We start from the raw sequence: 25936 nt of genomic DNA on the forward strand, positions 1-25936 counted from the left end.
CGAACACCTCCCCTCCTGCTGACGCCGGAGCACCGGCGATCATTATTTAATCTAGATTAGACCATCGGGCCCCAGCGTCAAAGGCCGAGACAGGGTCAACATTGGTGAATTCTATTTTGTGTTCGATTTCTTGCGCCTCCACGTCGCCAGCCTGCTGGACTTCGAACGTCAACGAGCCAGCTGCTCGGCAAGCTTGTACTTCTGAACCTTGCCCGTCGGTGTCCTTGGAAGGTCGTCGGCGGCACAGAACACGACCTTCTTCGGCACCTTGAACTTGGCGAGGCTCGTTCGGCACATCGCCAGCACATCGTCTTCGGTCAGCACGGCACCGGGAGCAGGAACCACTACGACACAACCAATCTCACCCCAACGATCGTCCACCAGCCCGATGGCGAACACCTGGCTGATGTCGTCGTGCCTAGCGAGGACGTCCTCGATCTCCTTTGGCATCACCAGCTCGCCACCACTCTTGTAGAGCTCCTTGCTCCGTCCGGTGACTTGGAGGTATCCGTCTGAGCGCACGACACCGAGATCGCCGGAGTGCAGCCACTCGCCTCGGAGGGCCGCCACCGTCTGCTCGGGTCTGTTCCAGAAGCCCCGCATGACGGTCGGGCCGCACGACACCAACTCGCCTTCCTCACCGACCGGCATGTCGGCGCCGGTGATCGGATCCAACGACTTGTATCCGACGAGCTCGTCGGACCCGGGAATGGACGCCGCACCAGCCATTTTCGGCCTGCCAACGGTCTCCGTCACGAGGTATAGCGGATCCTCGGGACGCGTGAGCGTCATGGCGCCGCCGCACTCCGTCATCCCGTATCCGGTGACGATCTCGTGCACGTCGAAGTCGTCCGCAATCTGCGTCCAGAGCCAGATCGGTGCCGGAGCGGAGCCGCAGAGGATCGCGTTGAGGGAGCTGAGGTCGTACCGCGACCGGGCCGGGCTCTCCACCATCGCAACGGCCATCGTCGGCACGCAGAGTATGTCGGTGGCGCGGTGGCGTTGGATGCCCGCGAAGTAGCGTTCCGCGCTGAATCCGGTGAGCAGGATGACGGCGCCGCCGACGTACATCACCGACAGCAGGCCCTCCACGTAGCCGAACATGTGATAGCAGGGCAGGGAGAACAGGATCCGCCTGCCATCTTCGAAGGCGCGAGTGAGTGCGGATGCGTAGGCGGTCCGCAAGACGGCGTCGTGCGACGTGACTACGCCTTTCGGTGTTCCGGTGGTTCCGCTGGTGTAGAGCATGTCCGCAGGGTCGTCTGGGCGGGGCGCGATATTGGTGCCGTGGCGATGGCGTCCCAATGCGGACAGACTGGCGACCGAATGAATGCCGCTGCGCGCACGGTCGTCCGTATCCAGGAGCACGACATGGCGCAACGTCGGCAAGGGGTCACCGTCGGACGTTGGCCGGTGCGCGAAAGCGGCCGTGTCCCAGCCGGGGGCCATGCCGTCCAGCATCGCCTGGTAGTCCAGTCCGTCGAACCCCGTCATCGTCACCAGGACGCAGCACCCGGAGTCGGCCAGCACGTACGCCAGTTCGTCTTGCTTGTACAGGAAGTTGAACGGTACGGCGACGGCTCCGACACGCGAGATCGCGAACTTGAGGGTCACGAACTCGGGGTAGTTCGCGATGACCATGCCGACGCGGTCCCCGGGCATGACGCCAAGCTCGCGTAAACCGGCTGCCAGACACTGTGATTGATACGCCACGTCTCGATAGGTGAGCATCGAGTCGTCGCAGATGACCAGGGGCCGACTTCCGAAGGATCGGGCACTCGCGTCGAGCCGACGGTGCAGCGTGGTGGGCTTCCACACCGGGATGGCGTCGCGCAGAGCCTTCCGTCTGACCTCGATGTCCTTCACCGCCGCGGTGGTCACCATCCGTCAGATCTCGCGCAGATGGCCGTGCATGATGGCGTCACGCAGTTCGAACTTGCGCACCTTGCCCGTCGGCGTCAGGGGCAGGGCGTCGGTGACGAACCACCGCACAGGCACCTTGAAGGGGGCCAGGCGTCTACCGACGTACTCGACGATGTCGGCCACCAGCAGGTCGGGTCCGTCGTCCCTGATCCGGATCGCCGCGGCCACGATCTCGCCCCAGCGCTCATCGGGCAGTCCGACGACCGATGCCTCGAGGACGGTTTCGTGATCGACGAGGACGCTTTCGATCTCGGCGGGCGAGATGTTCTCTCCGCCCCTGATGATCAGTTCCTTCAGCCGGCCGGTGACGCTGAGGTATCCGCGTGCGTCCAAGGTCCCGAGGTCACCGGTGTGGACGAACCCGTCGGCGTCGACGGTGCGTGCGGTCGCGTCGTGATCGTTGAGGTACCCGAGGAACTGCTGATACCCGCGTGCGCAGATCTCACCGGGTTCGCCCACCGCCAGCGTCTCGTTCGTCGCGGGGTCGACGATCTTGCACTCGACCCGCGGCAACGGCCGCCCCACGGTCGTCAGTTGATCGGCGCGCGAGTCCGACGGCCTGGTCGCGGACAAGACGGGCGCGAGTTCGGTCTGCCCGAACAGGTTGATGACCGATGCGCCGAAGACCCTCTCGGCGCTCTCGATCATGCTCGCCGAGACGTTGGATGCGCCGCCCATGATCACCCGCAGTTTCGGAGCCGGCGTGCTCGCCGTGCGTTGGCACTCGAGAAGTGCTCCAAGGATCGCGGGGACGTAGAACAGCACGCCGACGTCCTCGCGGCGCAGCGCCTCCAGCACCGGGGTGGGCCGGAATCGTTCGACCAGAACCACCGTGCCACCGATCCACAGCGGGCCGAGGGTTGCGATCACGCAGCCTGCGGTGTGAAACATGGGCAACGGGTTCAGGCATACCGAGTCGGCCTCGACTTCCACCGCCTCCAAGGTCAGCTTCGCGACGTTGACGAGCGATCTGTGGTTGAGGAGTACGCCTTTGGGACTTCCAGTCGTCCCGGAGGTGTACTGCAGCATGACCGCCTCGTCGGCGTCGGTCGGCGCATCTCGCAGGACGGTTGGGCTCACCTCGGATGCCTGCCACTGCGCTCGGTCCGACAACGAGACGCAGCGAAGGCGCGGGAACCTCGGCCCCACTGCGCCGACGACCTCCGCCAGGTCGTCATCGCGGTTGGTGTCGGCGTAGAGGAGCACCGCCGCACCAGAATGTGTCAGCGCATACTCGAGCTCCTCCTGCCTCAACACAGGATTGAGTGCGACCAGAACCATCCCCGCCAGCGCCGCACCGTACTGAATGATCGGCCACTCCACGACATTCGGAGCCCACAGGGCGACATAGCTGCCTCGCTCGGCGAGCTCGCACAGCGCTGTCGCGACGCGGCCTGCCTCGTCGTACAGCTCCGCGTAACCGAGCCGCACCTCCGCGCCGTCGTCGTGACGGACCCCGACGACTGCCAGCCGATCGGCATGACTGTCCGCCCGCTGCGCCAGCAATCCACCCACGGTGAAATCCACCAGATCAGCGCTCTGGTCGGCGGGCCAGTGCGCCCGCTCGAGCGCAAATCCGTTCGCGCTCACCCGAGCTCGCGACCGACCACGGAGACGAACGACACACAGCCGCCGGGTCGTCCACCGAGGTTGTGCGTCAACGCCGTGTGCGGATCCGACAGCTGGCGGTCCCCCGCGTCGCCGCGAAACTGCAGCCATGCCTCGTAGAGCATGCGCAGCCCACTGGCGCCGACCGGATGACCAAACGACTTCAGTCCCCCATCGGGATTGATCGGCAACCGTCCGTCCGCATCGAAGTCGCCGCCGAGGACGTCCTTCCACCCGTGGCCTGCCTCGGAGAAGCCGAGATCCTCCATGAGGACGATTTCGGTCGGGGTGAAGCAGTCGTGGACCTCGGCAAGCGACAACTGCGTGCTGGGATCGTCGATTCCTGCCTGGCCATACGCGTCGCGCGCCGCCTTGACCACTTCCGGGAAGGTGGTGAAGTCGAACTCGGGATCCATGGCGCCGCGGGTCGAACCCGCGACCAGCGACAACCCCTTGACGTACATCGGTGTATCGGTGTACTCGAGCGCTCGCTCGGCGGGCACGATCAGCGCGCAAGCCGCGCCGTCGGACACCCCTGAACAGTCGAAGACTCCCAGTCGCCCTGCCACCTTGACCGCCTTGTCGATCGTCTCCCGTGAGACGGGCGAGCGGAACTGCGCCTTGGGATTCCGCGAACCGTTGTCGTGGTTCTTCCACGCCACGTGGGTCATGGCTTCCCGCATCTCGTCGGGATGCACCCCGTGCTTGGCGCAGTACGCCGGGTCCAACAGCGAGAACGCCGCAGGCGCTGTCATCGACAACTCCGGCGCCGTTCCGTCACTCGGCGGATCGGCCCGCATGAGACCCGAGAAGCCCGAATCCTTGAGCTTCTCCACTCCCATGGCCATCACCACGTCGTAGGCGCCCGCAGCCACTCCGTAACACGCGTTGCGGAACGCCTCCGACCCTGTGGCGCAGTAATTCTCGACCCGGGTCACGGGCTTGTCGTCGGTGGACAACGCACGGCTCAGGGTGAGGCCGGACTGGCCAGAGCCGAGGGTGCCCAGCCAGTACGCGTCGATGTCTGCCCTGGCGATGTTCGGCGTCGAGCCGATGCACTCCGCGAATGCCTCAAGGATCAGATCCTCGGTGGAACTGTCCCAGCGCTCGCCGAACCGGGTGCATCCCATGCCGACGACCGCGACCCGGTCATTGATCCCGCGGCTTGCCATCGTTCTCCGATCCGGTGTCCAGAAGGCGCGCCTTCCAGAAGTAGTCGTGCACGCCGCCGGCGGTGAACAGCCGACGGAAGGTGAAGCCGACCGTGGCGCCGACGCGCAACCGTTCGGGTTCGGCATCGGTGACTTCGATGGTGCATCGCCCGCCGCCGTCGACGTCGACGACCGCCTGCAACATGGGCGGCGACGGTGAGTACGCCAGGTGGTCCACGGTGTGGGTGACGATGGCACCGCGAAGTCCCGCAACGGGTACGGCGTCCATCTCGTCGGTGGTCCCGCAGCGCCGACACACCCGTACTGGAGGTAGGTGGACGAATCCGCATTGCCGGCAACGTGTTCCGGCCAATCCGAACTTCCACTTCCCGGCGCGCGCGGCCGGCGGTGCGGCTGGCCGGTCCGGTTCGGGGCGACGCGGCGGTTCGAGCTCGACCAGCCCGTGCCACGACAGATAGGTCAGGTGCGGCACCACCATGCCCTTCGCCCGCTGAAGACTGACCGGGGTTGACTGGCGAGCGAGCGGCAACTGGGTCGTGGTGCGGAGCAGAACGGCATCACAGCCGTCGAACGCCGAGACGACGAGGATGGTCTCGTCGGGCTCCGCGACGTCGAGCACCGAGGCCAGCGCGATGCCGGCGTCGGCGACACCGGAGTATCCGACAGGCGATGTGCGGGTTGACTTGCGGGCCTTCACCAGCGTGCCGACGCGTTTGACGATGCCACTGTTGGGGCACGCGACGACGACGTGATCGACTTCGGCCAGCCCGGTTTCGTCGAGGATCTCATCGACGGCAGCGCGGATCAGGGCCGCGTAGCGTTCTGCGCCGAAGCGTTCCTCCCATTGCTCACCGGTGATCGATCCGGGTGAGCGCCAACGGTCGAGGAACTCGGCCGTGTGCGAGGTGGTGGCGAGGACGTCGGCGATCGCGGGTCCGTTGCCGAACAACAGCGCTGCGGCGCCGTCACCGCCTAGCCGTTCGTCCGCGGAACCGGGTCGCCCGACCCGGACGTCCGCGGTCAGCGCCACCCCGCCGGTGGCGGCGGCGGCTCGCCACGCCGCGAATCCGCTGCGGCCCGTCCCGCACAGATCCGTCGCGAACGAGGCGGACGGCAGTCCGAGCGCAGCGTGAATTGCGGTCGCGTTGGTCTTGTCGAGGTAAGCGGGACTGCTTGTTGCGAAGTAGACGTTGGTGGGCGGTGGGTGTCCGTCGAGGGCACGGGCCGCAGCGGCGCCCGCCATGGTGGTGCTGTCCTCGTCGTAGGACGCGACAACGCGGTCGCCGCGACGCAGCCCGATGTCGGCCCCGGCCAGGCGATGACGGGGAAGGTAGGTCGCATAGGCGATCAAGGACGCGGTCATTCGTCGCCCCGCCAGCGGTCGGCGGACGGATCGAGGAGCTGAGCCAATTTGCCTGCGGGAAGCCAGATGATGGTTTCCAGGTCGAGGGCGTCAAGGTACCGCACGCGCCCGGTGCGGAGGTCCTCCAGGCGCAGCCGGGGTGAGTTGCCCTCGTTGTCGATGTTGACCGACACCTGGGCGAACTCGCTTCCGACGACCGGGCCGATGCCTGGCACGTTGACGACTGAGCCGTCGCCGAACTCGACGGTCATCAGATCAGGAACCCCATGGTCGGAATCGGCTTGTCGCCGTCCACCAGCGCCACTTTCTTGTACGACATCCGCAGCCCGCCGTCCACGCGGCGCAACCGGTAGGTCACCCGACCGCCCCACAGGTGATTGCCGCGCGCGCGTGATTCGAGTACCAAGAAGTTCGCCCCCACCTCGAGGTCGGTGCCGCCGGCAGGGACGGCGCGGCCGCCGAGGAGTTCGACGTTGGAGATCAGCCTGCGCAAGTTGGACTGCGGTGCTTGGGCGTAGCGCTTACCGGTGCGAAGTTGTTTGAGCCTGGTGGAGATTCGATTGCGGTTGTCGTAGATCACCGACATCTGCTCCATCGGGTCGGCACCGTCGTCCCCGGCCGGTACCCAGTACAACGCGTCGTCGGTCCACAACGCCTCCCAGGCGTCGTAGTCGCTCTCGTCGGCGAAACGTGCTTCCCGATAGAGGAACTGCTCGACTTCACGGACGTCGGAACCGTCTGGTACGGCGGTCAGGTGTTCGGCGACGCCTGCGGCCGTCGTCACGGCGTCTCCATCAACGACGCGTAGTGCGACCAGAATCCGCGCATCGCGGTCTCGTCCGTTGCCGATCCGATGGTGAATCCGTCGTCGTCGACGCGCTCCCTGTGCAACCCCCGCCGCACGTCGAGCCATTCCGGCTGCAGCGATTCGAGGCCGAGTTGATTGCGTTCGTACATCTCGGTGTCGTCGGCCAACAACATGCCTGCCGGACCCACCGATCCCACGCACTGCGACACCATCCGCTTGTTCAGTTCCGGGGCGCCTGCGAGCTGGACCGCCGTCGAGTACTGAACGCATTGGTTGACCGAGACGGGCTGGATGTTGAAGACCTGGATCTCGGCGATGAACAGGTTGGGAAAGATCATCACGTGGGGCGCACCCTCGACCAGGATCTGATCGGCGGCATCACCGTGCAGTTCGCGCATTGCCGCGACGTAGTTCGGCACCCTTTCCTCGGTAGTGCCGAACCAGCGCATCGGCTCCGCGAACTTGCGGAACTCCGGGCGCAGGTCGTTCTCGCTGTGGCCGTTGCGCAGGTTCCGCGTGACCGCTGTCGACGCGTCGCTGTAGAGCGGTCCGATCGTGCTTCCAGTCACACCAAAGATGGAGCCATGCACGAACTGGGGGTGATATCCGTCGGTTTCGTTCTCCGCCAGCAACTTCCAGTTGGCGCCGGTCTCGTGCTGGAGCCAACCCGCCGTCAGCTCGACCCGACCCTGCGGCGACAGGCGCACCAGCCGGTCGATCTCGCCTGCAGCAGCCCCGAGGTGCTCGGTCAGAGAGGGTCCGTCCTCGGCAAAGCTGCCGAAGACGAAGCCGTGATACGAGTCGACCCGCGCCACCCGCCCCATCGCGAGGTCGAGCTTGCGGCCGCCGTATCCCTTGAAGAAGGGGAATCCGATGAGTTCGCCGGTGTTCCGGTACGTCCAGCCGTGGTAGGGGCAGCGGAATGTCGCGGAGTTCCCCTTGGCGTCGTTGCAGACCTGGTTGCCGCGGTGCGCGCACCGGTTCAGTAGAAGGTGGACCTCGCCGTCTCGATCGCGGGTCATGATGACGTCCTGCAAGCCGAGTCGCTTGCGCACGTAGTCGCCCGGCTGCGCCACTTCGCTTTCGTGGCCCACGAATACCCAAGTGCGATACCAGATCTTTTGGAGCTCGTCGGCGAAGATGGCCGGGTCGGTGTACAGCGAACCGTGCACCTTGTCCTGCTTGATCAACGGCGCGACGCGGCTGCTGCTCGGAACTCCGAGACTCGAGGGCGTGGTCTCCGTTATTCCCGAGGTCATTCTCGAACTCCTTCCTTCGTGCCGAAGACGGCGCGGCGCTTCTCCCGAAACGCGGCGATGCCCTCGGCGAAATCGTCGCTGCCGAAGAGTGCGGCCTGATGGGCGGCTTCCCGGTCGAGCACGTTGAACGGAGACAACCCGGCCGCCACCGCGAGCAGCGACTTGATCGCCCCGAGCGCCTGGGCCGGCCCCGCGGCGAGGCGGCTCGCGTCCTGCAGCGCAGCGTCAAGCGCTGCTCCCGGTTCCGCGAGCGCATCCACTAGCCCGATGCTCAGCGCTTCCTCCGCCGGAATCGGTGTGGGCAGCATCAACATCTGCCGGGCCCTGGCGAGACCGACCCGGGCAGGCAACGAGACGTAGGCCCCCATGTCACCGGCCAGCCCGACCGCAGTGAACGTGGTGGCGAACCGGGCGTCGCGTGCGGCGACCACGCGGTCACATGCGGCCGCCAGAGCGGCGCCCGCGCCGTAGGCCGCTCCCTCGACCGCAGCGATCACGGGCTTCTCCGTGCTCCAGATCGCCCGAATGACGCGTTGCACCAGCTGGACCCGCTCCAACGCCTCCTGCGGAGCCATCCTCTCCATCGTGGCGATGTCGCCTCCCGAACAGAAGGCCTTGCCCGCTCCGGTCAGCACGATGGCTCGCACCGACGGGTCGCGGTCGGCGGCTTCGATGGCGTCGGCGAGCGCCAACCGCAGCGGCAAGTCGATGGCGTTGAGCTTGTCGGGGCGATTCAGCGTCACCAGTGCGACCGCGCCGGTCACCGCAGTCAGTACGGGGGCGGTCACTGGAACCTCGGCTGTCGTCGTTCGATGACCGCACGCAGGCCTTCGAGGGCATCGGCGGTGCCGGAGAGTTCGGAGACCGTCCGCGCCTCCTCCGCCAACCGTTGTTCGACGGACGCCCCGATTCCGCTCCACACCAGACGCTTGGTCGCCGACAACGCCTGCATGGGAAGGGCGACCAGCTGTAGAGCCAGCTCCTCTGCGCGACTTTGCAATTCGTCGTCGGGCGCAACCTCGGTGATCAGCCCGATGCTCAGCGCCTCGGCGGAGGTGAGCGTCGGGTTGGTCAGGACGATCCGCAGCGCCTGCCGTAGCCCGACCAACTGGGTGAGCGTCACCGACACCCCGCCGTCGGGGGCCATGCCGACACGAACCGCACCGGAGAAGAACTTCGCGGATTCGGCGGCGACCACGATGTCCGACGCACACACCAACCCAAGACCGCCACCGCCCGCAGCGAAGCCCTGTACCGCCGTCACCACCGGGACCCGTAGCTGGATCAGTGCAGCGGAAGCCAGTTGCAGCCAGGCCGTTGCCTCACGCAGGTAGTCCGGCAGGTCGGCGCCCTTGGACTCGAAGGTGTGAATGTCGCCGCCCGCACAGAAGTTGCGCCCTTCGCCGGTCAGCAGCACGACCCTGACCTTCGGATCGGCGTGACAGGACAAGATGGCCGCGTGAAGCGCCTTGAGCAGTTCCACGTTCAACCCGTTGGAGACCTGCGGCCGGTTGAGGCGGAGGCGGGCCAGCCCGCCGTCCATGTCGAGCGCGATGGGTGTCGTCGAACCAATCGTCGTCACCGGGTTCCTCCTCGTTCACTGAAGGCCGACGCACCGTTGCGTCCGGCGCCCTCGCTGATGTGGCGTACGACCGCGGTGATTTCGTCGTCGAGACCCGCTGCCACGGGGAGCCCCAACCCAGAAGTCACCAGGTGCTTGATGGCCGTGAGTGCGCCCCGGTCGCGGTCTGCCATTGCGGACACGAACAACTCGATCTCGTCGTCGAACCGATCTCGCGGAAAACTGCGGTAGGCCAGACCCAGCCGAACGGCGTCTACGCCGGAAAGGCGGTCCCCGCTGAGCAGGACTCCCATGGCCCGTTGACGACCGATCAACCGCGGCAGTCTCTGGGTGCTGCCGCCGCCAGGGATCATGCCGAATCTGATGTGATTGTCCGAGATCCGCGCATCATCGCTGACCAGCACGACGTCCGCCGCCTGCATGAGCTCGAATCCCCCCGCTGCGGCGACTCCTTCGACTGCGGCCACCACGGGTACGTCGATCGCGGCGATGGCGTCGCAGGCGCGTCGGAAGGCGACGAACAACGTCCGCAGCGCCGCCGGTCCATCCGCACGCAGCCGCTCGACTTCAGCGAAATCACCACCTGCGCAGAAGTTTCCACCCGCACCCCGGATGACGATCACGTGGATCATCGGGTCCGATCCGAGCACGAGGATCGCGCGCTCGAGTTCGACGCCCAACTCCACGTTGACGGCGTTCATCAGCTCCGGTCGATCGAGGGTGATCCGACCGATCCCGGCGGCGGCGTTGACCGACACGGCCGCCTCGCGCCCGGCGACGACCTCGGGGAGCAGTGGATCAGTCATGGGTGGTCGTCGACTCCAGGTTCCCTCGTAATTTCTAATCTACATTAAACGACTCCAGCGGTGGTTACAACCACGACCACAGCAGCCACGGCATCCCTTACCTGGACGAGAGCTCCTTTATTCTTCGTTAAATTATGTCTGACCAGTGCTTACCCACACAGCGACTCCACCTGGGAACATCGGATGTGCCCTGCACGTGTACACCGGCTATCACACGTGGCAGTTCGGCGCCCGCGCCTTCTCCGACGCACTGCCATGGATCGCACAGCAGGTGTAGTACCCAACGCAACGACTTCAGCTACTAATCGCCCATCGGAAAATACCAGGCGAAAAGGGCCTCGGTTCACGTATTTTTAGTGGGTGATCGACCCGCTGATCGACAGCCTGCGCAAAGCAGTCGACGTGTCTCCCGACGACACGCGACTGCGGCTGCACCTTGTCGAGCTGTTGCTCGGCGCAGGCGACGTCGACGACGCGATCGCTCACTGCGCCACGGCGCTCGCCCAGGACCCGACGTCGGTGCAAGCCCGGCAGCTCATGGCCCAGGCCATGACCACCCCCGACGGATCCCGCAGCGATCCCCAACCAGGTGGGTTCGACTGGTCGGCGGCCGAGCACCAGGTGGGTGGCATCGCCGCGCCGATGTTCGTCACCGGTGACGACGAGCCCGAACCCGCGACCTCGGCGTGGGAGGTCGAGGACGCCGGGGTCACCCTCGCCGACGTCGGCGGGATGCGCGACGTCAAGGACCGGTTGGAAGCGGCGTTCCTGGCGCCGATGCGCAATCCCGAGCTACGCCAGCTGTACGGCAAGAGCCTGCGGGGCGGCCTGCTGCTCTACGGACCTCCCGGATGCGGCAAGACGTTCATCGCGCGGGCGCTGGCCGGCGAGCTGGGCGCGCGCTTCGTCAGCGTCGGCCTTGCCGACATCCTCGACATGTACGTCGGAAGCTCCGAGCGCAACATCGCCGACCTGTTCGGGCTGGTGCGGCGGGAGGCGCCGTGCGTGCTCTTCCTCGACGAGATCGATGCGCTTGGCCAGAAGCGCAGTTCGGCGCACAACGCGGCCATGCGGGGTGCGGTCGTACAGCTGCTCACCGAGCTCGACGGAGTCGCGGGACAGAACGAAGGCGTGTTCGTCCTTGCGGCGACGAACCAGCCGTGGGACGTCGACCCTGCGCTGCGCCGTCCGGGTCGGCTGGACCGCACGGTGCTTGTCCTCCCGCCCGACGGCGAGGCACGGGAGTCGGTGTTCCGCTACCACTTCCGGCACCGGCCGGTGGAAGGCATCGACCTGAAGCGGCTGGGCAGGGCGACCGAGGGCTTCTCTGGCGCCGACATCGCCCACGTGTGTGAGACGGCGGCCGAGCGCGCGCTTCTCGACAGTGCTCGCAGTGGTCAGGTCCGGCTGATCGGCATGCCCGATGTCGAGGCCGCGTTGCGCGAGGTGCGCCCGTCGATCGGGGCGTGGATGGAGACGGCGCGCAACGTCGTGCTCTTCGCCGACGCCGACGGCACGTACGCCGAACTACGGAACTATATGACGAAGGCCAAACGACTATGAACGACAACGACGTTGGTGGCGGCTCGGATGGCGCGCTGACGCGGGCGGAGCACCTGCTCGACGTCCACCGGCCACGGGAGGCGCTGCGTGCCGTTGCCGCCGAACTCGCGCGGGATCCCCAGAACGTGACCGCGCTGGGTCTTGCGGCGCGGGCCGAACTCGATCTCAAGGAACCCCGCCGGGCTCGCGAACTGGCCACCCGGGCGGCAGCAGCGCAGCCACACGCGGAGTACCCGCTGCGGCTGCTGGCGTTGTCGTTGCACGCGTTGGGCCGGTTCACCGACGCGTGCGAGGCGGCGCAGGCCGCGGTCGCGAACGCGCCCAACGTGTGGCAGACCCACTACACGCTGGCCTACGTCAGCGCTGGTACGCCTGGAATGGATTCGGTCGCAAGGGAAGCCGCCCGTCGAGCCGTCGAACTGGCGCCGCTGGAGGCCGAAACCCACGCCGTGATGGGCCAGGTCGCCGTCGAGCAGGGCGACCAAACGACTGCCGAGAACGCGCTGCGCGAGGCGCTGCGGCTCAACCCGAACCTCGCCATGGCGCGCAACGATCTCGGCCGCCTGCACCTGCTGCGCAAGGATCACTTCGGCGCGGCAGGCCACTTCGCGCACGCCGCGGCCGACGACGTGCGGATGGACGTCGCCCAGCACAACATCGACGCCGCGCTCGCGATGGCCGTGGGGCGGGTCGTCTTCTGGGTGTGCGTCGCGGTGTTCATTCTCGGCCGGTTCGCCGTGAAGGATGAGAGCGACGGCGCGGTCGGGTTCGGGTACGCAATGCTCGCCGTCCTCGTCGCGCTGGTGATCTGGCAAGCGGTTCTCATCGTGCCCGCGGCGCGTGGCGGGCTCGGGACGTACCTGCGAATGCTGCCCCATCGCGACCGGTTGATGACGGCGACGGTCGGGCTACTGGTGCTCGGCATGACCGCCCTGATGGTGATGTGCGTGGTGCCGCCGGACTCGAGGTTGTGGCCTTTGATGGTCGGCGTGCCAGCAGTGCTCGGCTCCCGGCTGCTTCTCGAATTGCGCGCCCGGGAACTCCAGAAGGCTGAGGGCGGCTAGCCTGACTACCCGGCGTACAGCGGACGGGTTTCTGTCCAATCGACCATCAGCTTGCGCTGGCTGAAGTACCAGACGCCGTCGTGTTTGACGAACGTGTCGAGATAGCGGATCGCGGCGATCATCAGGCTGCGTTCTGAACCGTCGACCTTGACGTGGTGGGCCAGACAGTAGGCCACCCCCGAGGCGTGATCGCCGTCGAGCTCCGTGGTGCTTTGGCCGTTGAAGTGCATGGTCGCTTCGTACGCATTGAGCTCGTCGAACACCGGCGCGAGCGCCGCCCGGCCCTGAATGTGTTGGGCTGGAGTGGAATTGCTGACGTCCATGTACACCAGGAAATCCGTGTCCTCGGTGAACAGAGACATTTGACCCGTTGCGTCGCGCCGATCAGCGCAGTAGGCGTAGGCGTCGACCAGTTCTCTGATCGCCAGCCGGTCGACTGCCTCTTGAGGCGAGAGAGCCTGGTGCTTGGTACGCGGGAGATCCCAAGTTGTCATGATCTCTTCCTTCAATTGCTTGACATATCATCCAATCCTACTACCGTGGCAGTCATGCCGAAAGCAGTGCGATTCGATTCCTACGGCGACCTCGACGTCCTCGAGGTGCGCGAGGTGCCCCGGCCAGTTCCAGCGGATGGCGAGGTCTTGGTCCAGGTCAGGGCGGCCGGCATCAACATCAGCGAGGCGGCGATCCGCTCGGGCGCCGTGCAACATCTGTTCCCTGCGACGTTCCCGTCCGGGCAGGGCAGCGACCTGGCGGGCGTGGTGACCGAACTCGGTTCCGGGGTCGCCGGTTTCGCGGTGGGTGACGAGGTCATCGGATTCTCCAACCAGCGGTCCAGCCACGCCGAATACGTCACCGTGCCCGCGGGTCAGCTGACCTCCAAGCCGTCCGCGGTGTCGTGGGAGGTAGCCGGCTCGCTGTACGTGGCGGGGGCCACCGCCTACGCCGCGGTGCGGGCAGTAAACCTCGCACCTGGGGACACGGTGGCGATCGCGGGTGCTGCCGGCGGTGTCGGCGCGACGGCGGTTCAACTCGCCCGACGGGCCGGGGCCACGGTACTTGGCATCGCCGGACCCTCCAACGACGGCTGGCTCACCGACCACGGCGCAGTCCCGGTCAACTACGGCGACGATCTGCCGGCTCGGCTGCGCGCCGCAGCACCGTCCGGACGCATCGACGCGCTGCTGGACTTCTTCGGTGGTGGGTATGTCGCGATGGCAGTCGAGGATCTCGGAGTGCCGCCCGACAGGGTCGACACCATCACCGACTTTCCGGCCGTGGAACGGTTCGGGGTCCAGTCGGCAGGCGGTGCGGACGCTTCGAGCGCAGCGGTACTCGCCGAGTTGGCCGACCTGGTCGCACGCGGTGAGCTGGACGTGCCGATCGCCGGAGTCTTCGCCCTCGACGACGTGCGAGAGGCCTACCGAGAACTCGAAAAGCGCCACACCCGGGGCAAGTTGGTGCTACGACCGTGAGCGAGAACCGCGGTTGCGGTGATGCACACAACACCGATGTGAGGAGACAGCAATGAGCGAAGGCAACGACTTCAACGAACGCAACATCGCCGAGTTCCGCGCCAACCACGGTCGCGTCAGCGGCCCGTTCGAGGGTGCGCCGATCGTGCTCCTGCACACGGTCGGTGCACGCAGCGGGAAACCGCGAACCAGCATCATGATGTACCTCGCCGACGGCGAGCGGTATCTCGTGTTCGCCTCGAACGCCGGTGGCGACGACAACCCCGCCTGGTACTGGAACCTGAAGGCCAACCCCGACGCCCGCATCGAAGTCGGCGACGACATCATCGACGTCCATGCCACGGACCTGCAAGGCGCAGAGCGGGACGACAAGTACGCGCTGCAGGCCGAACGGTATCCGGGATTCGCGGAGTACGAGCGCATGACGTCGCGGACCATCCCGGTTGTCGCGCTGACGCCTACCGCTAGCCCTCAGCCACGGGGGTGACGATGCTGGCCGGTAACCCGACCATCGATTGATTGACATGTCATGCAAATCCACTACTCTGGATTTCATGACCGAAACAGGCTCGAATGCGTTCTCAGAATCCGCTGGGTCGCAGCAGGTGGATTACGATGCCCTTTACCGCGGCGAGAGCCCGGGTGAAGGCATGCCGCTGATGAGCACTCCACCATGGGACACCAAGGCGCCCAACGAGAACGTCGTCGCGTGGCAGACCGGTGACTGGGTCCACGGCGACGTTCTCGACGTCGGCTGCGGTCTCGGCGACAACGCCGTCTACCTGGCCAAGAACGGGTACAGCGTGACCGGGTTGGACATCTCACCCACCGCGCTGATCACCGCCGAGCAACGGGCCAAGGACGCCGGAGTCGACGTCACGTTCGCGGTGGCCGACTCCACCAAACTCGATGGCTACGTGGACGCATTCGACACCGTGATCGACAGCGGCTTGTTCCACTGCCTCGATGACGAAGGCAGGCTTGGTTACGCCGCCGCGGTGCACCGGGCCACCCGGCCCGGCGCCACCCTGTTGCTCAGCTGCTTCTCCGACGCCAACCTGGTCGACGGCCAAGAGTGGCCGCGACCTGCGGTGTCCGAAGAGACGCTGCGCGACGTCCTCGGTGGCGCTGGCTGGGACATCACGTCGCTGGAGCCCGCCACGGTGCGCGGTGCACTGGACGGCGGCCCGCAGGCCGACATGGCGTTCTGGTACCTCCGCGCGCAACGGCGCTAAGGGCTTGACGGTCAGGTCGTGACGATCACGGTGCCGACCTTGCCAGGCGCATGGACGTGCCTGGCTGCGGCCGAAATCTGGTCGAGGGGGTAAGTGCCGGCAACGTCGAATTCCGCGGAATGCGCGGTGGCGATTGCGATGATGCTGGTGACGTCGGAGGCGCGGCGTTCGGGTGCGACACCAGTCAGCCAACGGCCGATGGTTAGCCCACGAATGCCGATCTCGCCTCCAACCAGCGCCGAGGCGTGCAGAGGAATCTGCTCTTGTGCCAACGCCCCGTAGGTGATGAGTGTTCCGCCGGAGGACAACAAGGACATCAAGTGGCCGGCGACTGCGCCGCCGACGGGATCCAGTGCCACGGGGATCGGGCGGCCGTCGGCGATGATGCGAATCCGTTGGACCCAGTCGGGGTCGTCGGTGGAGACGACGGGCACGTTCGGGTAGCGGGTGGTGAGTTCGTGGGCGCGGCCGGCGCTGCGCACGACGCCAATCGTGCCGATCTGACGGTCCTCGGCGACGACGGTGAACAGTCGGCCCACTGATGAGTTGGCGGCATTGTTGAGGATGATGCCGTCGAATCCGACCGAGAAGTGTTGCTGGGCGGCGCGGTAGAGCAACAGAGCGGTCAACGGGTTGCAGACCATCTGCGCGGCGACGTCGTCACCGACGGAAGCCGGTACGGGCACGGCGAGCTCAGCAGAGACGTTGATGCGTTGCGCCCAAGACCCGGGGTTGGGGAACACGGTCACGCGACTGCCGACCGTCGCGGCGTCGACGCCGGGACCGGTCGCGACCACGACGCCGGCGGCCTCGAGTCCAGCGACGGTGCGCTGTCCGGGATGTGGTGGGCCGAAGCTCACGCCGACGAGATCTCCCGGATGGATCGGGAAGGCGCGGACGTCAACCTGGATTTGTCCGTGCCCCGGCGCGGGCGGGTCGGAGATCTCGGTGGCTTCAAGGACGTCGGCGGGGTCACCGGCGCTGGCGTAGGTGATGGCCCAAGTCATCGTCGATCACCTCCTTGATGTCGGCGATGGCCTGGGATCGTTGGCGGGCAGGCGAACCCGACCAAAGACAACACCGGCACGAGCACCACACTAATCGGTGTGCATGATATGTCAATCAATTAGTCGGCTAGCCAATCTCCTGGCTTCATCGCGATATCCTGGGCCGATACCGCGAAAGGGAAACGCCGAAGTGCCGAGTAGTCAACGCCGGAAGTCCGCCCAAGAGCCGTGGCTGTCAGCGGCCCAGCTGCGAGCCTTCCGTGCATTCATGAGTGTGCAGATGCGGATGAACTACGCGATGAACCGTCAACTTCAGAGCGACAGCGATCTATCGCTTGCCGACTACCACATTCTGCGGGTCCTCAGCGACGCCACCGGCGGACACCTGCAGGTCTCGGACCTGGCGGCGCAGATCGGCTGGGAGCGCAGCCGCACCTCGCATCAGCTGCGCCGGTTGTGCGAACGCGGGCTCGCCGAGCGTGTTCCATCGCTGGACGACGGCAGGGCAACCGACGCGATGCTGACGCCAGCAGGTCGCGAAGCGATCGACGCGGCGGCTCCCGGCCACGTGGCCCTGGTCCGCCAATTGTTCTTCGACCCGCTGCCCGACGAACTCCTCGCACCCCTCACCGCGGCGCTGGAACACGTCCAGGTCAACATCGACGTCAGCAACTCCTCACCGCCTGCTCGCTGATCGCGGGCCGCGAACGCTTGAGGCAGCACTGCCATCCATCGACTACGTGGCGCCGCCGGCGTACGGGAAGTAGTCGACCTGCGGGGGCGCGTCGTACACCTGCGCATTGCCGGGCGATTGGCATTGGCTCTGGGTACCGCCCAGCGTCACGCATGACTGGCCCGGCTGGGCAGAGCCGCTGGAATCCGTCGCAGCAGAGCCGGCGCTCGAGGCACCTTGGCTCGGGGCGGCTGCCGCGATCGGCGCAGCGGCGACCGCCGCCGCGATTGTCCCCGCTGCTAGCAGCGGGGCGATGTAGCCCGGTATCACCCGCATCGCGCGACTCCTTCTGTCGTTGCCGTGTGTCCTCCCAGTGTCGGACCGCCGTCCACCGAAGTCATCAGGGTTGGCACCCATCGCGATACCGGTCAACGCGACTACGCATCTACCAGTCAGCAGGAACTGCAGACTCTGGCTAGCCGGGGATGAAATGGGGGGTAGTGGCGATGACGCCGACCCCGTCGGTGGCCAATCTGTAAGTGCGGTAGTAGAACCCATCGGAGGATAACGCCATGCGCACCAAACTCACCTATCTCGCACCAATATTGGGAGCCGCGGCGGTCGCGGCTGCGATCTCCGCGGCACCGATTGCATCGGCGGCTCCTGGCACCCAAACCCCTGCGCAGCAACAGCAGTCCTGCGTCGGAAGCGGACCCGGAACGATCTGTCAGTCGCCGGGCAACGCCCAGATCAATGACGCCCCACCGCCTGTTCAGTTCTTTCCGTATGGCGGCGAAGCCTTCTTGCTCTAGTCCTGACCGGGCCGAACGCCAATCCCATCCACCAGGACTCACAATGAAATCAAAGCTGGAGAGGCCTTCCTGCTTGGCGGAGGTGGCCTGGGAGGTGGCGGCTCTCATGGGGGTCACCGGCGACGGCCGTGGCGCCGGCCACATGCGCAGCCGTCGCCTTCCGGCTAGCCGGAAGGCCAGGTTGGGTGTCAGCGGTGACGACACGGACTCCCCCGAGCGACATGATTTATCTAGCCCAAGCAGGGCGAACAACGAGTCAGGAGAACATCATGAAGATGACGGCAAAGTACATCGCACCGTGGCTGGCCGCAGCGGGGATCGGTGCAGCGATTGTTCTTGCACCCATCGCTAGCGCGAACACCGATCCACTGGTGCCGTTTGGCACCAATCCTCACACCCCTTACGTGACGGGCTACCACGTGTCGGACCACGACGAGGCCAACACCACGAACGGCCAACTCGACACGCCGTTCTGAGCGTGGCAGCCGCATAGCGAGAGGAGCTCACGATGAAAGCAATCACGAAGTACGTCGCGCCGCTCATGGCCGCGGCCGCAATCGGTGTCACGCTCGCGCTGGCACCCATCGCGAGCGCCAACACCGATCCGGTCACGCCGTACGGCACGGATCCGACGAGCCCCGCCATCTTCGGTTACCACCAGTGGTTCGGCGACGATACGGACGTGCCCTTCTGACCCGCTGTATGCACGAGATGGCCGCCCGCGCTGACCCGAATCGGTCAGTGCGGCGCCGGCCGTCCTTCTTGGCATCGCGGCGCACCACGGACGAGTGTTGGTGCTCGATCGCGACGACGCCGAGGAGTCCACGGGCCACGGCTCGCCGCTGCCGACCCTCGTACACGGCGGACCCGGACGGCCCGGCGGCGGCGAAGAACTCGGCGGCATCCGCGGGGTACTGGATCACATGCAGCGCACCGCGATTCAGGCGTCCCCCGACATGATGACCGCCATCACCGGGCAGTGGACCAAGGGGGCGGTCCGGGATCAGACCGAGCTGCATCCGTTCCGCAAGCACCTCGAAGAGTTGAAGATCGACGACACCATCGTGGGCGGACCCCGCACCGTCAGCCTTGAGGACATCGAGCACTTCGCGGAGTTCACCGGCGACACCTTCTACGCCCATACCGACCCGGAGGCCGCCGCAAAGAATCCGCTCTTCGGCGGCATCGTCGCGCACGGCTACCTGGTGGTGTCCTTGGCGGCGGGCTTCGTCGAACCCAACCCGGGTCCGGTGCTGGCCAACTTCGGCGTCGACGGACTGCGGTTCCTGACCCCGGTCAAGGCGGGCGACGCACTGACGGTCACCCTGACCGCCAAGCAGCTCACCCCGCGGCTGTCAGCCGACTACGGTGAAGTCCGCTAGGACCCCGTAGTGACCAACCAGGACGACTCTCCGGTCGCGACCTATGACGTTCTGACGCTCGTCGCCAAACTGCCCACCGACACCAAGGACTCCTGACATGTTCTACGTATCAGTCTGTTACGGCACGCCCACCGACCCCGACGCCTTCGACGACTACTACACCAACACCCACGCCCCGCTGGCGCTGAAAACACCTGGGCTGGTGAGCTTCACAACGGAGAAGTGCCAGTCCATGGGGCGGGGAGAACCGCCCTACTACATGGTCGCCAGACTCGGCTTCGAGACGGCCGAAACGATGAAGACCGCGCGCACCTCCCCCGAGATGGCCGCCGCCAGTTCCGACGTGCCGAACTTCGCCACCGGTGGGGCAACCCTCTACAGCGCGGAGCAAACCGTCATCCGCTGACCGCGCCGTTGCGAGCGATCTCGCACGTGACCCGGCGTACCGTGACCCCATGGCGGTGGCGGCTAAACGCGTACTCGTTCTCGGCTCCGGGTTCGCCGGGCTGTGGGCCGCACTCGGCGCGGCACGACGGCTGGACGAGCTCGGGATCTCCCAAGGTGCGGTCGACGTCGCCGTCGTCAGTCGACAGCCATTCCACGACATTCGGGTCCGCAACTACGAGACCGACCTCAGTCCGTGCCGAATCCCATTGCAGGACTTGCTCGATCCGGCTGGAATCGGACAGATCACGGCCACCGTAACCGGGATCGACGCCTCTGCCGCGACGGTTAGCACGGCCGCCGGCGCAACCCTCGGCTACGACCGGCTCGTCCTGGCGGCGGGCAGCAGCGTGGCCAAGCCGGACCTTCCTGGACTCGCCGAGTTCGGGTACGACATCGACACCTACGACGGCGCGATGAGGCTGCAGAAGCACATCCGCGATCTCGCCGCACACCCGAAAGACCCCGCAACCGCGACGGCGGTCGTCGTCGGCGCCGGCCTCACCGGTATCGAGATCGCCACCGAGCTGCCGGTGATGTTGTCGGACGCGCTCGGAGTCACACCGCGGGTGATCCTGGTCGACCACAATCCGCACGTCGGTTCCGACATGGGCGAGTCAGCTCGCCCAGTCATCGAGGAAGCGTTGGCGCAGAACCACGTTGAGGCCATGACCGGAGTGGGAGTGACCGCCGTCGGCGAGCGAAGCGTGACGCTGTCGACCGGCGAGGACCTGCCTGCGGCAACGGTGGTGTGGTGCGCCGGGATGCGAGCAAACCCGCTGACCGCGCAGCTCGGGGTACCACGCGACCGGCTGGGCCGATTGCCCGTCGACGACTATCTACGCGCCGAGGGCGTTGAAGGCGTATTCGCCGCGGGCGACGTGGCCGCGGCGAAGATGGACGACGACGAGCACCTATCGGTGATGTCGTGCCAGCACGGCCGGCCGATGGGCCGCTATGCGGGCTACAACGTGATCAGCGAATTGCTGGGTGCACCCATGCTGCCGCTGCGAATCCCCTGGTATGTCACGGTTCTCGATCTCGGGCCCGCCGGCGCGGTGTATACCGAGGGCTGGGACCGGCGGGTCGTCAGCACCGGCGCAACGGCCAAGGCGACCAAACGAGTGATCAACGGTGAACGCATCTATCCCCCGCTCACCGGCGACCGAGCCGCACTCCTCGCGGCCGCCGCCCCCGAGCTGCAAGCCGCGCCGTCTTACGAGCACTGATCGGCTCGAGCGCCCTCCCCCTGATCCCAGGCGACCACGGGGTACTAACGTCGAGGTCACCGACGACGGAGGTGCGCATGACCGGTCGAATTCCCCTGGTCGACTATCTGGTGCTGGACGACGACCAACCGCACTTGGTCGCGCAGGAGTGCACGAACTGCAGCGCCCGGTTCTTCGACCGACGCAACGCGTGTGCCAGCTGCTTCGCTGCCGAGTTCACCGCGGTACCGATCGCGACCGAGGGCACCGTGCGCGCGTTCACGATCGTCGCCTTCGCTGCACCAGGTGTCCCCACCCCGTTCGTGGCGGCCGTCGTCGATTGCGGCGGGACCCAGGTTCGCGCCAACCTCATCAACGTCGAGCCCGATGCCGAACACGTCCACGACGGCATGAAGGTGCGGCTCGCCACCCACTCGATCGGCCTCGACTCCGAAGGCACCGAGGCGATCGGCTTCGGCTTCGAGCCGGCCCGCTGACCGAGCCGCGTTCCCCGACAGACCACCTATGCACATGACGAAGGAGCACCGGCGATGAGCGCTAGCGACGAGGTCTGGATCCTCGGGATCAAGATGACCAAGTTCGGCAAGCACACCGACCTCGACACCGTCGACCTGGCGGCAGAGGCCGCGACGGGCGCGCTCGCCGACGCGGGCGTCACGATGGCAGACATCGGAGTGCTCGCGGCGGGCAACCTGATGAACGCGAGTGCCGGTATCGGCCAACAGCTTCAGAAGCAGATCGGCCAGACGGGCATCCCCGTGTACAACGTCGCCAACGCCTGCGCAACCGGTGCCACCGCGCTGCGCACCGCGATCATGGCGGTGAAGGCCGGCGAGGTGGACTACGGCCTGGCCGTCGGTGTCGAGAAGCTCTCCGGCGCAGGCCTGCTCGGCGGAGGTGGCACCAAGAAGAAGGACGCCGACACCTGGACGCCGGCCGGCCGCTACGGCGCCGTCGCGCCCGTCGACGGAAGGATCGGCACCGAGACCATGCCGGGCGTCTTCGCCCAGATCGGTATGGAGTACGGCCACAAGTACGGCGGCACCAGCTTCGAACTATTCGCCAAGATCAGCGAGAAGAACCACGCTCACTCCACCCTGAATCCGCTTGCGTCCTACCAGAAGCGGTTCACGCTCGAGCAGATCATGAACGACGTCATGATCGCGTACCCCAACACGCGCCCGATGTGCTCGGCGAACTGCGACGGTGCCGCGGCCGCGGTGGTGTGCAACGGCGAGACGCTGAAATCCCTCTCGCTCGAGCAGCGGCGGCGCGCGGTCAAGGTGTCGGCGTCGGTGCTGACCACCGACCCCTACGAAGAGGGCTGCCAGGTGCTGCCGAACGTCAACACGCTGACCCGCAAGGCTGCCGCCATCGCCTACGAGCAAGCAGGCGTCGGCCCAAGAGACCTCGATCTGGTCGAGTTGCACGACTGCTTCGCCACTGCCGAACTGGTGCACTACGACAACCTGATGCTGTGCGACGAGGGCGGCGCCGCGGACTTCTTCAATTCCGGTGCCACGTGGCGTGACGGCTCGACACCGGTGAACGTGTCGGGCGGGCTGGAGTCGAAGGGGCACCCGATCGCGGCCACCGGCATCGCCAACATCTGGGAGGTCTGCCACCACCTCCGCGGTGAGGCCGGCGACCGCCAGATCGCGAATGCGAAGGTCGGCCTCGCCCACGTCATCGGACTCGGCTCCGCCTGCGGCGTCCACATCCTGGAGAAGTCGACGGCGTAGTCCGGTTACTTCGACGCAGTGTGATGAGGCTTCGAACCCGCGTCGTGCACCGGGTGTGAGTTGCCTGGGTCATCGTCGTGCTTGGCCGGCGTCGTGGCCGATGAGTGTGAGCCACCGGGCTGCTCGTCATGCTTGGTCGACGTCGCGTCCGATGGGTGTGAGTCGTCGTGCTTGACCGACGACATGACCGATGAGTGCGAGTCGCCGGGCTGCTCGTCATGCTTGGCCAGCGACGTCACCGATGGATGCGAGGTGTCGGGCTGGGCGTCGGCGGATTTGGCCGACGTAACGGCCAACGAGCGTGAGAGCTCGGTGCGCGCCTGCGGTGTCGTCGTGGCGGAATCCTGGGTCGACACCGTCTGGTTCGCCGGGACGGTGGCTGCGCGGATGTCGTTGACCGCCTTGACGACCGCAGCCGCGATGTCGGCGCCGGCAGCGCTCACCGCCGCGGTTGCGGCGTTGACACCCGCGGCGAGCGCCCGCACGGGATCGCCAGTCGCTGCCAATTCCTGCGCTACGGCATCGGGGACTTGGAACGCGCCGGACAGGATGTGGTTGAACGCCGGGAAGATGATTGCCCCGACCACGTTGAGCGCGCTCACCACGGCGACCTGCACGACACCGTGCGGCATGACGGTGGACGGCTGATTGGGGATGACGGGCAAGGTGAGCGCGTCGAAGGTGTCTTGGCGGGCGGTCTGAAGAGCGGCAGCGATTCCGGGCAGGCCGCCCGCCGCGGCGGGGATGACGTTGAGCAGGCCGACCACGGCGACCTCGAACGCGTTCAGTGCCCGTGGCGCCGGTATCGAGCCGTCGGCCAGGATGGCCGCCGCCGCCGCAGCGTTCGTTGGCCCGGTCACCGATGCGGCGGCCACGCCGATCGCCTTCAACAGGTCACCCGCCTGCAACGCGGTGAGGAACGTACCCGGCGTCTGCAGCGTCGCGACGATGGGCGTCACGGCGGTCTGGACGAGAAGCGGGCAGATGATCGAGCAGTAGGTGACCTGATTATTCAGGAAGCCGGTGATGAGCCCGCCGGGCGGAACCGTCGTGGCCGCCAGCCGGACGTCCCGCACCACGGCGGGTGGTGATTGGGACTGAGTTTGAGTTACCGGAGCCACAGATGCGGCGGTCATGGCGCCGATCCCCACGAAGGCAATCCCCGTGGCCGCGACGCCAGCGTGCAGGCAGGTTGGTATCTGCATGGTGCTCCCCTTTATCGGCGGTGATGTAGATGGCACGGATTGCGGGCGCGAAGAGTTCAATCCCGGCGTCATTCGACCGTCGCGAGCCCAGGTCTCGATGAGCGCAACGACGAGTCCACCAATCCGACCAACGGCCTTCGGAATCCGCCTCACCGTGCGCCGAACGTGGGCACGGACGGGTCGATTCCTCGGCGGCGCCCTGATCGCGTGCACGCTGTTCGTCGGCGCAGCCATCCCGGCGGCGGCAGCCGAGTTGACGATGGCGACGTTCGTGCGTCGCGGCCAGTCGGCAGGCAACGCCTCGGGCAACATCGACACGTCGACCCTCGGTCCGGTGCTCACGCAGACGGGCCAGCAACAGGCGCAAGCCGTGCCCCGCCGAGGATGGCTGGGCCCTGGTGGACTGGAACGGCAAGCAGTTCTCTCCCGAGCCGACACTGGGTGCCGAGTTGCAGTTGCAGCTTCGCACCTTGCAGCGCGCCGCTACCGCAAAGCAGGTCGTCGACGCATTCGCCACGGTGAATCCCGCCGCGGTCAACTGGCCGTTCGAGGGACCGGCGGCGACTTGCTGGGCGAGCACATGCTGCCGCTGCGAATCCCCTGGTATCTCACGGTTCTCGATCTCGGCGCCCCCGGTGCGGTGTACACGGAGGGCTGGTGGCGGGTCAAGTCTCGCGGACGGCAGCCAGCAACGCTTTCACTGAGGTAGACAACTGTCCACAATCGGGGTCCCCTTGGCTTGGCAAGCCCTGGCCCAAGTCCCGGCTGACCATCGCCGTCTGCCCCAATTGCGGCCTAGCGCTGCCATAGTCAGGCAACCGAGGCACCCAAAATCAGGTTGACGGCGGACGCGATCTGGTCCGCGATCTGCTCATAGGTCAAGTAGCGCGCTGCCATCAACGCCCCGGCAAATGTCATCTCGAGCGTCGACTGCACCGAATCCGACCAGCCTGGACCCAAGGCGGCGCTGAGTCGGTCGGATACCTCGCGCGCGGTGTCGGCGAGGATGGGCCATACGGCGGTGTCGTCTGCCATCAGCGCGGCGGCGCAGGCCTGCGTGAGTTCCGGTTGATCCGCTATGACCATGGCCATGTTCTGCATGGCGTCGATGACCCGCTTCTTCGGGGCGTCAGTCATGTCGACCTGCAATGGTGCCGCCCGAAGCAACCGCAGGTACACCGCTGCGACGAGGCTGCTCTTGGTCGGAAAGTACTTGTAGGCACTGGCCGAGGAGACGCCCGCGCGCGTGGCCACGCTGCGCACCGTCAAGGTCGAGTAGGAGCTTTCACGCAACTCTTCGATGACGGCGTCCAATATCTTGCGCGTCGTCTCTTGAGGCCGGCGGTCGGGACGGCGCTCGCGGCGCACTATCGGGACCACCGCTGGGTTGGCGCCATCGGTCGACACGTCGCCAGCATAGAGGGCACCAATCCACCTGACACGTGGTTATCGCAAGTCTAAACTAGACAGCTGTCTGATTTCTGAACGACCCCGGCCGCATACCTGCAGCACACACCCATTGCCTCGCTGACCAGTCTGCAATAGAGTGGACTAGTGTCCAGAAAATATTCGACGCGCATTCGC

At 66.4% G+C, this 25936-nt stretch carries 30 protein-coding genes and 1 pseudogene; 16 read left to right on the forward strand and 15 right to left on the reverse strand.

Annotation, left to right across the window (positions count from 1 at the left end; translation table 11 throughout):
- Positions 1-168: 168 nt before the first annotated feature.
- From HNP02_RS31230 to HNP02_RS31275, 10 genes are read right to left on the reverse strand one after another with little or no spacing between them, the layout of a single operon-like run.
- Positions 169-1884, reverse strand: a complete 1716-nt coding sequence (locus HNP02_RS31230) for a class I adenylate-forming enzyme family protein (protein ID WP_184444530.1) — start codon at positions 1882-1884, stop codon at positions 169-171.
- 3 nt (positions 1885-1887) lie between these two features.
- On the reverse strand, positions 1888-3513 hold the full coding sequence (locus tag HNP02_RS31235) for a class I adenylate-forming enzyme family protein (protein ID WP_184444531.1): 1626 nt from the start codon (positions 3511-3513) through the stop codon (positions 1888-1890).
- Entirely contained in the window at positions 3510-4703 is a 1194-nt protein-coding gene (locus tag HNP02_RS31240) for an acetyl-CoA acetyltransferase (RefSeq protein WP_184444532.1), read from the reverse strand. The genes HNP02_RS31235 and HNP02_RS31240 overlap by 4 nt, the downstream gene beginning before the upstream one ends.
- On the reverse strand, positions 4681-6066 hold the full coding sequence (locus tag HNP02_RS31245; protein WP_184444533.1) for an OB-fold domain-containing protein: 1386 nt from the start codon (positions 6064-6066) through the stop codon (positions 4681-4683). Before HNP02_RS31245 ends, HNP02_RS31240 begins: the two co-directional genes overlap by 23 nt.
- Positions 6063-6317, reverse strand: a complete 255-nt coding sequence (locus tag HNP02_RS31250; RefSeq protein WP_184444534.1) for a hypothetical protein — start codon at positions 6315-6317, stop codon at positions 6063-6065. The genes HNP02_RS31245 and HNP02_RS31250 overlap by 4 nt, the downstream gene beginning before the upstream one ends.
- Entirely contained in the window at positions 6317-6820 is a 504-nt protein-coding gene (locus HNP02_RS31255; RefSeq protein WP_221318275.1) for an aromatic-ring-hydroxylating dioxygenase subunit beta, read from the reverse strand. The genes HNP02_RS31250 and HNP02_RS31255 overlap by 1 nt, the downstream gene beginning before the upstream one ends.
- A gap of 26 nt (positions 6821-6846) precedes the next feature.
- Positions 6847-8133, reverse strand: a complete 1287-nt coding sequence (locus tag HNP02_RS31260; protein ID WP_184444536.1) for a Rieske 2Fe-2S domain-containing protein — start codon at positions 8131-8133, stop codon at positions 6847-6849.
- Positions 8130-8921 carry an enoyl-CoA hydratase/isomerase family protein gene (locus tag HNP02_RS31265; protein WP_184444537.1) on the reverse strand — a complete coding sequence of 264 codons (792 nt, stop codon included), beginning with the start codon at positions 8919-8921 and terminating at the stop codon, positions 8130-8132. Before HNP02_RS31265 ends, HNP02_RS31260 begins: the two co-directional genes overlap by 4 nt.
- Positions 8918-9676, reverse strand: coding sequence for an enoyl-CoA hydratase/isomerase family protein (locus tag HNP02_RS31270; RefSeq protein ID WP_184444660.1), 759 nt, complete (start codon positions 9674-9676; stop codon positions 8918-8920). The genes HNP02_RS31265 and HNP02_RS31270 overlap by 4 nt, the downstream gene beginning before the upstream one ends.
- Positions 9677-9711: 35 nt before the next feature.
- On the reverse strand, positions 9712-10521 hold the full coding sequence (locus HNP02_RS31275; protein WP_184444538.1) for an enoyl-CoA hydratase/isomerase family protein: 810 nt from the start codon (positions 10519-10521) through the stop codon (positions 9712-9714).
- Positions 10522-10666: 145 nt separating this feature from the next.
- Here HNP02_RS31275 and HNP02_RS43080 point away from each other — a divergent pair, with 145 nt between their 5' ends.
- The 3 genes from HNP02_RS43080 to HNP02_RS31285 all read left to right on the forward strand — a co-directional run bounded on the left by HNP02_RS43080 (position 10667) and on the right by HNP02_RS31285 (position 13148).
- Entirely contained in the window at positions 10667-10798 is a 132-nt protein-coding gene (locus HNP02_RS43080; protein WP_255507157.1) for a hypothetical protein, read from the forward strand.
- An 83-nt stretch (positions 10799-10881) separates the two neighbouring features.
- On the forward strand, positions 10882-12084 hold the full coding sequence (locus tag HNP02_RS31280) for an ATP-binding protein (RefSeq protein ID WP_309241756.1): 1203 nt from the start codon (positions 10882-10884) through the stop codon (positions 12082-12084).
- Positions 12081-13148: a tetratricopeptide repeat protein gene (locus HNP02_RS31285; RefSeq protein ID WP_184444539.1), complete on the forward strand. Its 1068-nt coding sequence runs from the start codon at positions 12081-12083 to the stop codon at positions 13146-13148. Before HNP02_RS31280 ends, HNP02_RS31285 begins: the two co-directional genes overlap by 4 nt.
- 5 nt (positions 13149-13153) lie before the next feature.
- Here the strand turns inward: HNP02_RS31285 and HNP02_RS31290 are convergent, their stop codons facing one another.
- Entirely contained in the window at positions 13154-13642 is a 489-nt protein-coding gene (locus HNP02_RS31290; RefSeq protein ID WP_184444540.1) for a nuclear transport factor 2 family protein, read from the reverse strand.
- A 54-nt stretch (positions 13643-13696) separates the two neighbouring features.
- On the opposite strand from HNP02_RS31290, the gene HNP02_RS31295 reads away from it, so the two are divergent.
- From HNP02_RS31295 to HNP02_RS31305, 3 genes are all read left to right on the forward strand, one after another.
- Positions 13697-14623, forward strand: a complete 927-nt coding sequence (locus tag HNP02_RS31295; protein ID WP_184444541.1) for an NADP-dependent oxidoreductase — start codon at positions 13697-13699, stop codon at positions 14621-14623.
- Between the two features lie 52 nt (positions 14624-14675).
- Positions 14676-15110, forward strand: a complete 435-nt coding sequence (locus HNP02_RS31300) for a nitroreductase family deazaflavin-dependent oxidoreductase (RefSeq protein WP_184444542.1) — start codon at positions 14676-14678, stop codon at positions 15108-15110.
- A 67-nt stretch (positions 15111-15177) separates the two neighbouring features.
- Entirely contained in the window at positions 15178-15858 is a 681-nt protein-coding gene (locus HNP02_RS31305) for a class I SAM-dependent methyltransferase (RefSeq protein WP_184444543.1), read from the forward strand.
- Between the two features lie 11 nt (positions 15859-15869).
- Here the strand turns inward: HNP02_RS31305 and HNP02_RS31310 are convergent, their stop codons facing one another.
- Positions 15870-16865, reverse strand: a complete 996-nt coding sequence (locus HNP02_RS31310; protein ID WP_184444544.1) for an alcohol dehydrogenase catalytic domain-containing protein — start codon at positions 16863-16865, stop codon at positions 15870-15872.
- 268 nt (positions 16866-17133) lie between these two features.
- On the opposite strand from HNP02_RS31310, the gene HNP02_RS31315 reads away from it, so the two are divergent.
- The gene (locus HNP02_RS31315) at positions 17134-17559 is read left to right on the forward strand and encodes a MarR family winged helix-turn-helix transcriptional regulator (protein ID WP_184444545.1); all 426 of its coding nucleotides are present in this window, start codon (positions 17134-17136) and stop codon (positions 17557-17559) included.
- 42 nt (positions 17560-17601) lie between these two features.
- Here the strand turns inward: HNP02_RS31315 and HNP02_RS31320 are convergent, their stop codons facing one another.
- Positions 17602-17874, reverse strand: coding sequence for a hypothetical protein (locus HNP02_RS31320; protein ID WP_184444546.1), 273 nt, complete (start codon positions 17872-17874; stop codon positions 17602-17604).
- A 236-nt stretch (positions 17875-18110) separates the two neighbouring features.
- On the opposite strand from HNP02_RS31320, the gene HNP02_RS31325 reads away from it, so the two are divergent.
- The 8 genes and pseudogenes from HNP02_RS31325 to HNP02_RS31360 all read left to right on the forward strand — a co-directional run bounded on the left by HNP02_RS31325 (position 18111) and on the right by HNP02_RS31360 (position 23147).
- Entirely contained in the window at positions 18111-18350 is a 240-nt protein-coding gene (locus tag HNP02_RS31325) for a hypothetical protein (RefSeq protein ID WP_184444547.1), read from the forward strand.
- Positions 18351-18619: 269 nt separating this feature from the next.
- Positions 18620-18826, forward strand: a complete 207-nt coding sequence (locus tag HNP02_RS31330) for a hypothetical protein (RefSeq protein WP_184444548.1) — start codon at positions 18620-18622, stop codon at positions 18824-18826.
- Between the two features lie 32 nt (positions 18827-18858).
- Positions 18859-19044, forward strand: coding sequence for a hypothetical protein (locus tag HNP02_RS31335; RefSeq protein ID WP_184444549.1), 186 nt, complete (start codon positions 18859-18861; stop codon positions 19042-19044).
- Between the two features lie 52 nt (positions 19045-19096).
- A pseudogene (locus HNP02_RS31340) lies at positions 19097-19828 on the forward strand (MaoC/PaaZ C-terminal domain-containing protein); the annotation flags it as partial.
- Between the two features lies 1 nt (position 19829).
- Positions 19830-20138 (forward strand): EthD family reductase, encoded by a 309-nt coding sequence (locus tag HNP02_RS31345; protein WP_184444550.1) that lies wholly within the window; start codon positions 19830-19832, stop codon positions 20136-20138.
- Between the two features lie 49 nt (positions 20139-20187).
- Entirely contained in the window at positions 20188-21405 is a 1218-nt protein-coding gene (locus HNP02_RS31350; protein WP_184444551.1) for an NAD(P)/FAD-dependent oxidoreductase, read from the forward strand.
- 77 nt (positions 21406-21482) lie between these two features.
- Positions 21483-21881, forward strand: coding sequence for a Zn-ribbon domain-containing OB-fold protein (locus HNP02_RS31355; protein ID WP_184444552.1), 399 nt, complete (start codon positions 21483-21485; stop codon positions 21879-21881).
- A gap of 54 nt (positions 21882-21935) precedes the next feature.
- A complete protein-coding gene (locus tag HNP02_RS31360; RefSeq protein ID WP_184444553.1) occupies positions 21936-23147 on the forward strand; it encodes a thiolase family protein in 1212 nt (403 codons plus the stop codon).
- Positions 23148-23152: 5 nt separating this feature from the next.
- On the opposite strand, the gene HNP02_RS31365 is transcribed toward HNP02_RS31360, so the two are convergent.
- Positions 23153-24352 carry a hypothetical protein gene (locus HNP02_RS31365; RefSeq protein ID WP_184444554.1) on the reverse strand — a complete coding sequence of 400 codons (1200 nt, stop codon included), beginning with the start codon at positions 24350-24352 and terminating at the stop codon, positions 23153-23155.
- Between the two features lie 97 nt (positions 24353-24449).
- Between HNP02_RS31365 and HNP02_RS43575 the strand changes: the two genes are divergently transcribed.
- On the forward strand, positions 24450-25061 hold the full coding sequence (locus HNP02_RS43575) for a hypothetical protein (protein ID WP_304611024.1): 612 nt from the start codon (positions 24450-24452) through the stop codon (positions 25059-25061).
- Between the two features lie 101 nt (positions 25062-25162).
- On the opposite strand, the gene HNP02_RS31380 is transcribed toward HNP02_RS43575, so the two are convergent.
- Positions 25163-25759: a TetR/AcrR family transcriptional regulator gene (locus HNP02_RS31380; protein ID WP_309241757.1), complete on the reverse strand. Its 597-nt coding sequence runs from the start codon at positions 25757-25759 to the stop codon at positions 25163-25165.
- Positions 25760-25936: the final 177 nt, after the last annotated feature.

It is taken from the genome of Mycobacterium sp. AZCC_0083 (genome assembly GCF_014202335.1).
GTDB lineage: Bacteria > Actinomycetota > Actinomycetes > Mycobacteriales > Mycobacteriaceae > Mycobacterium.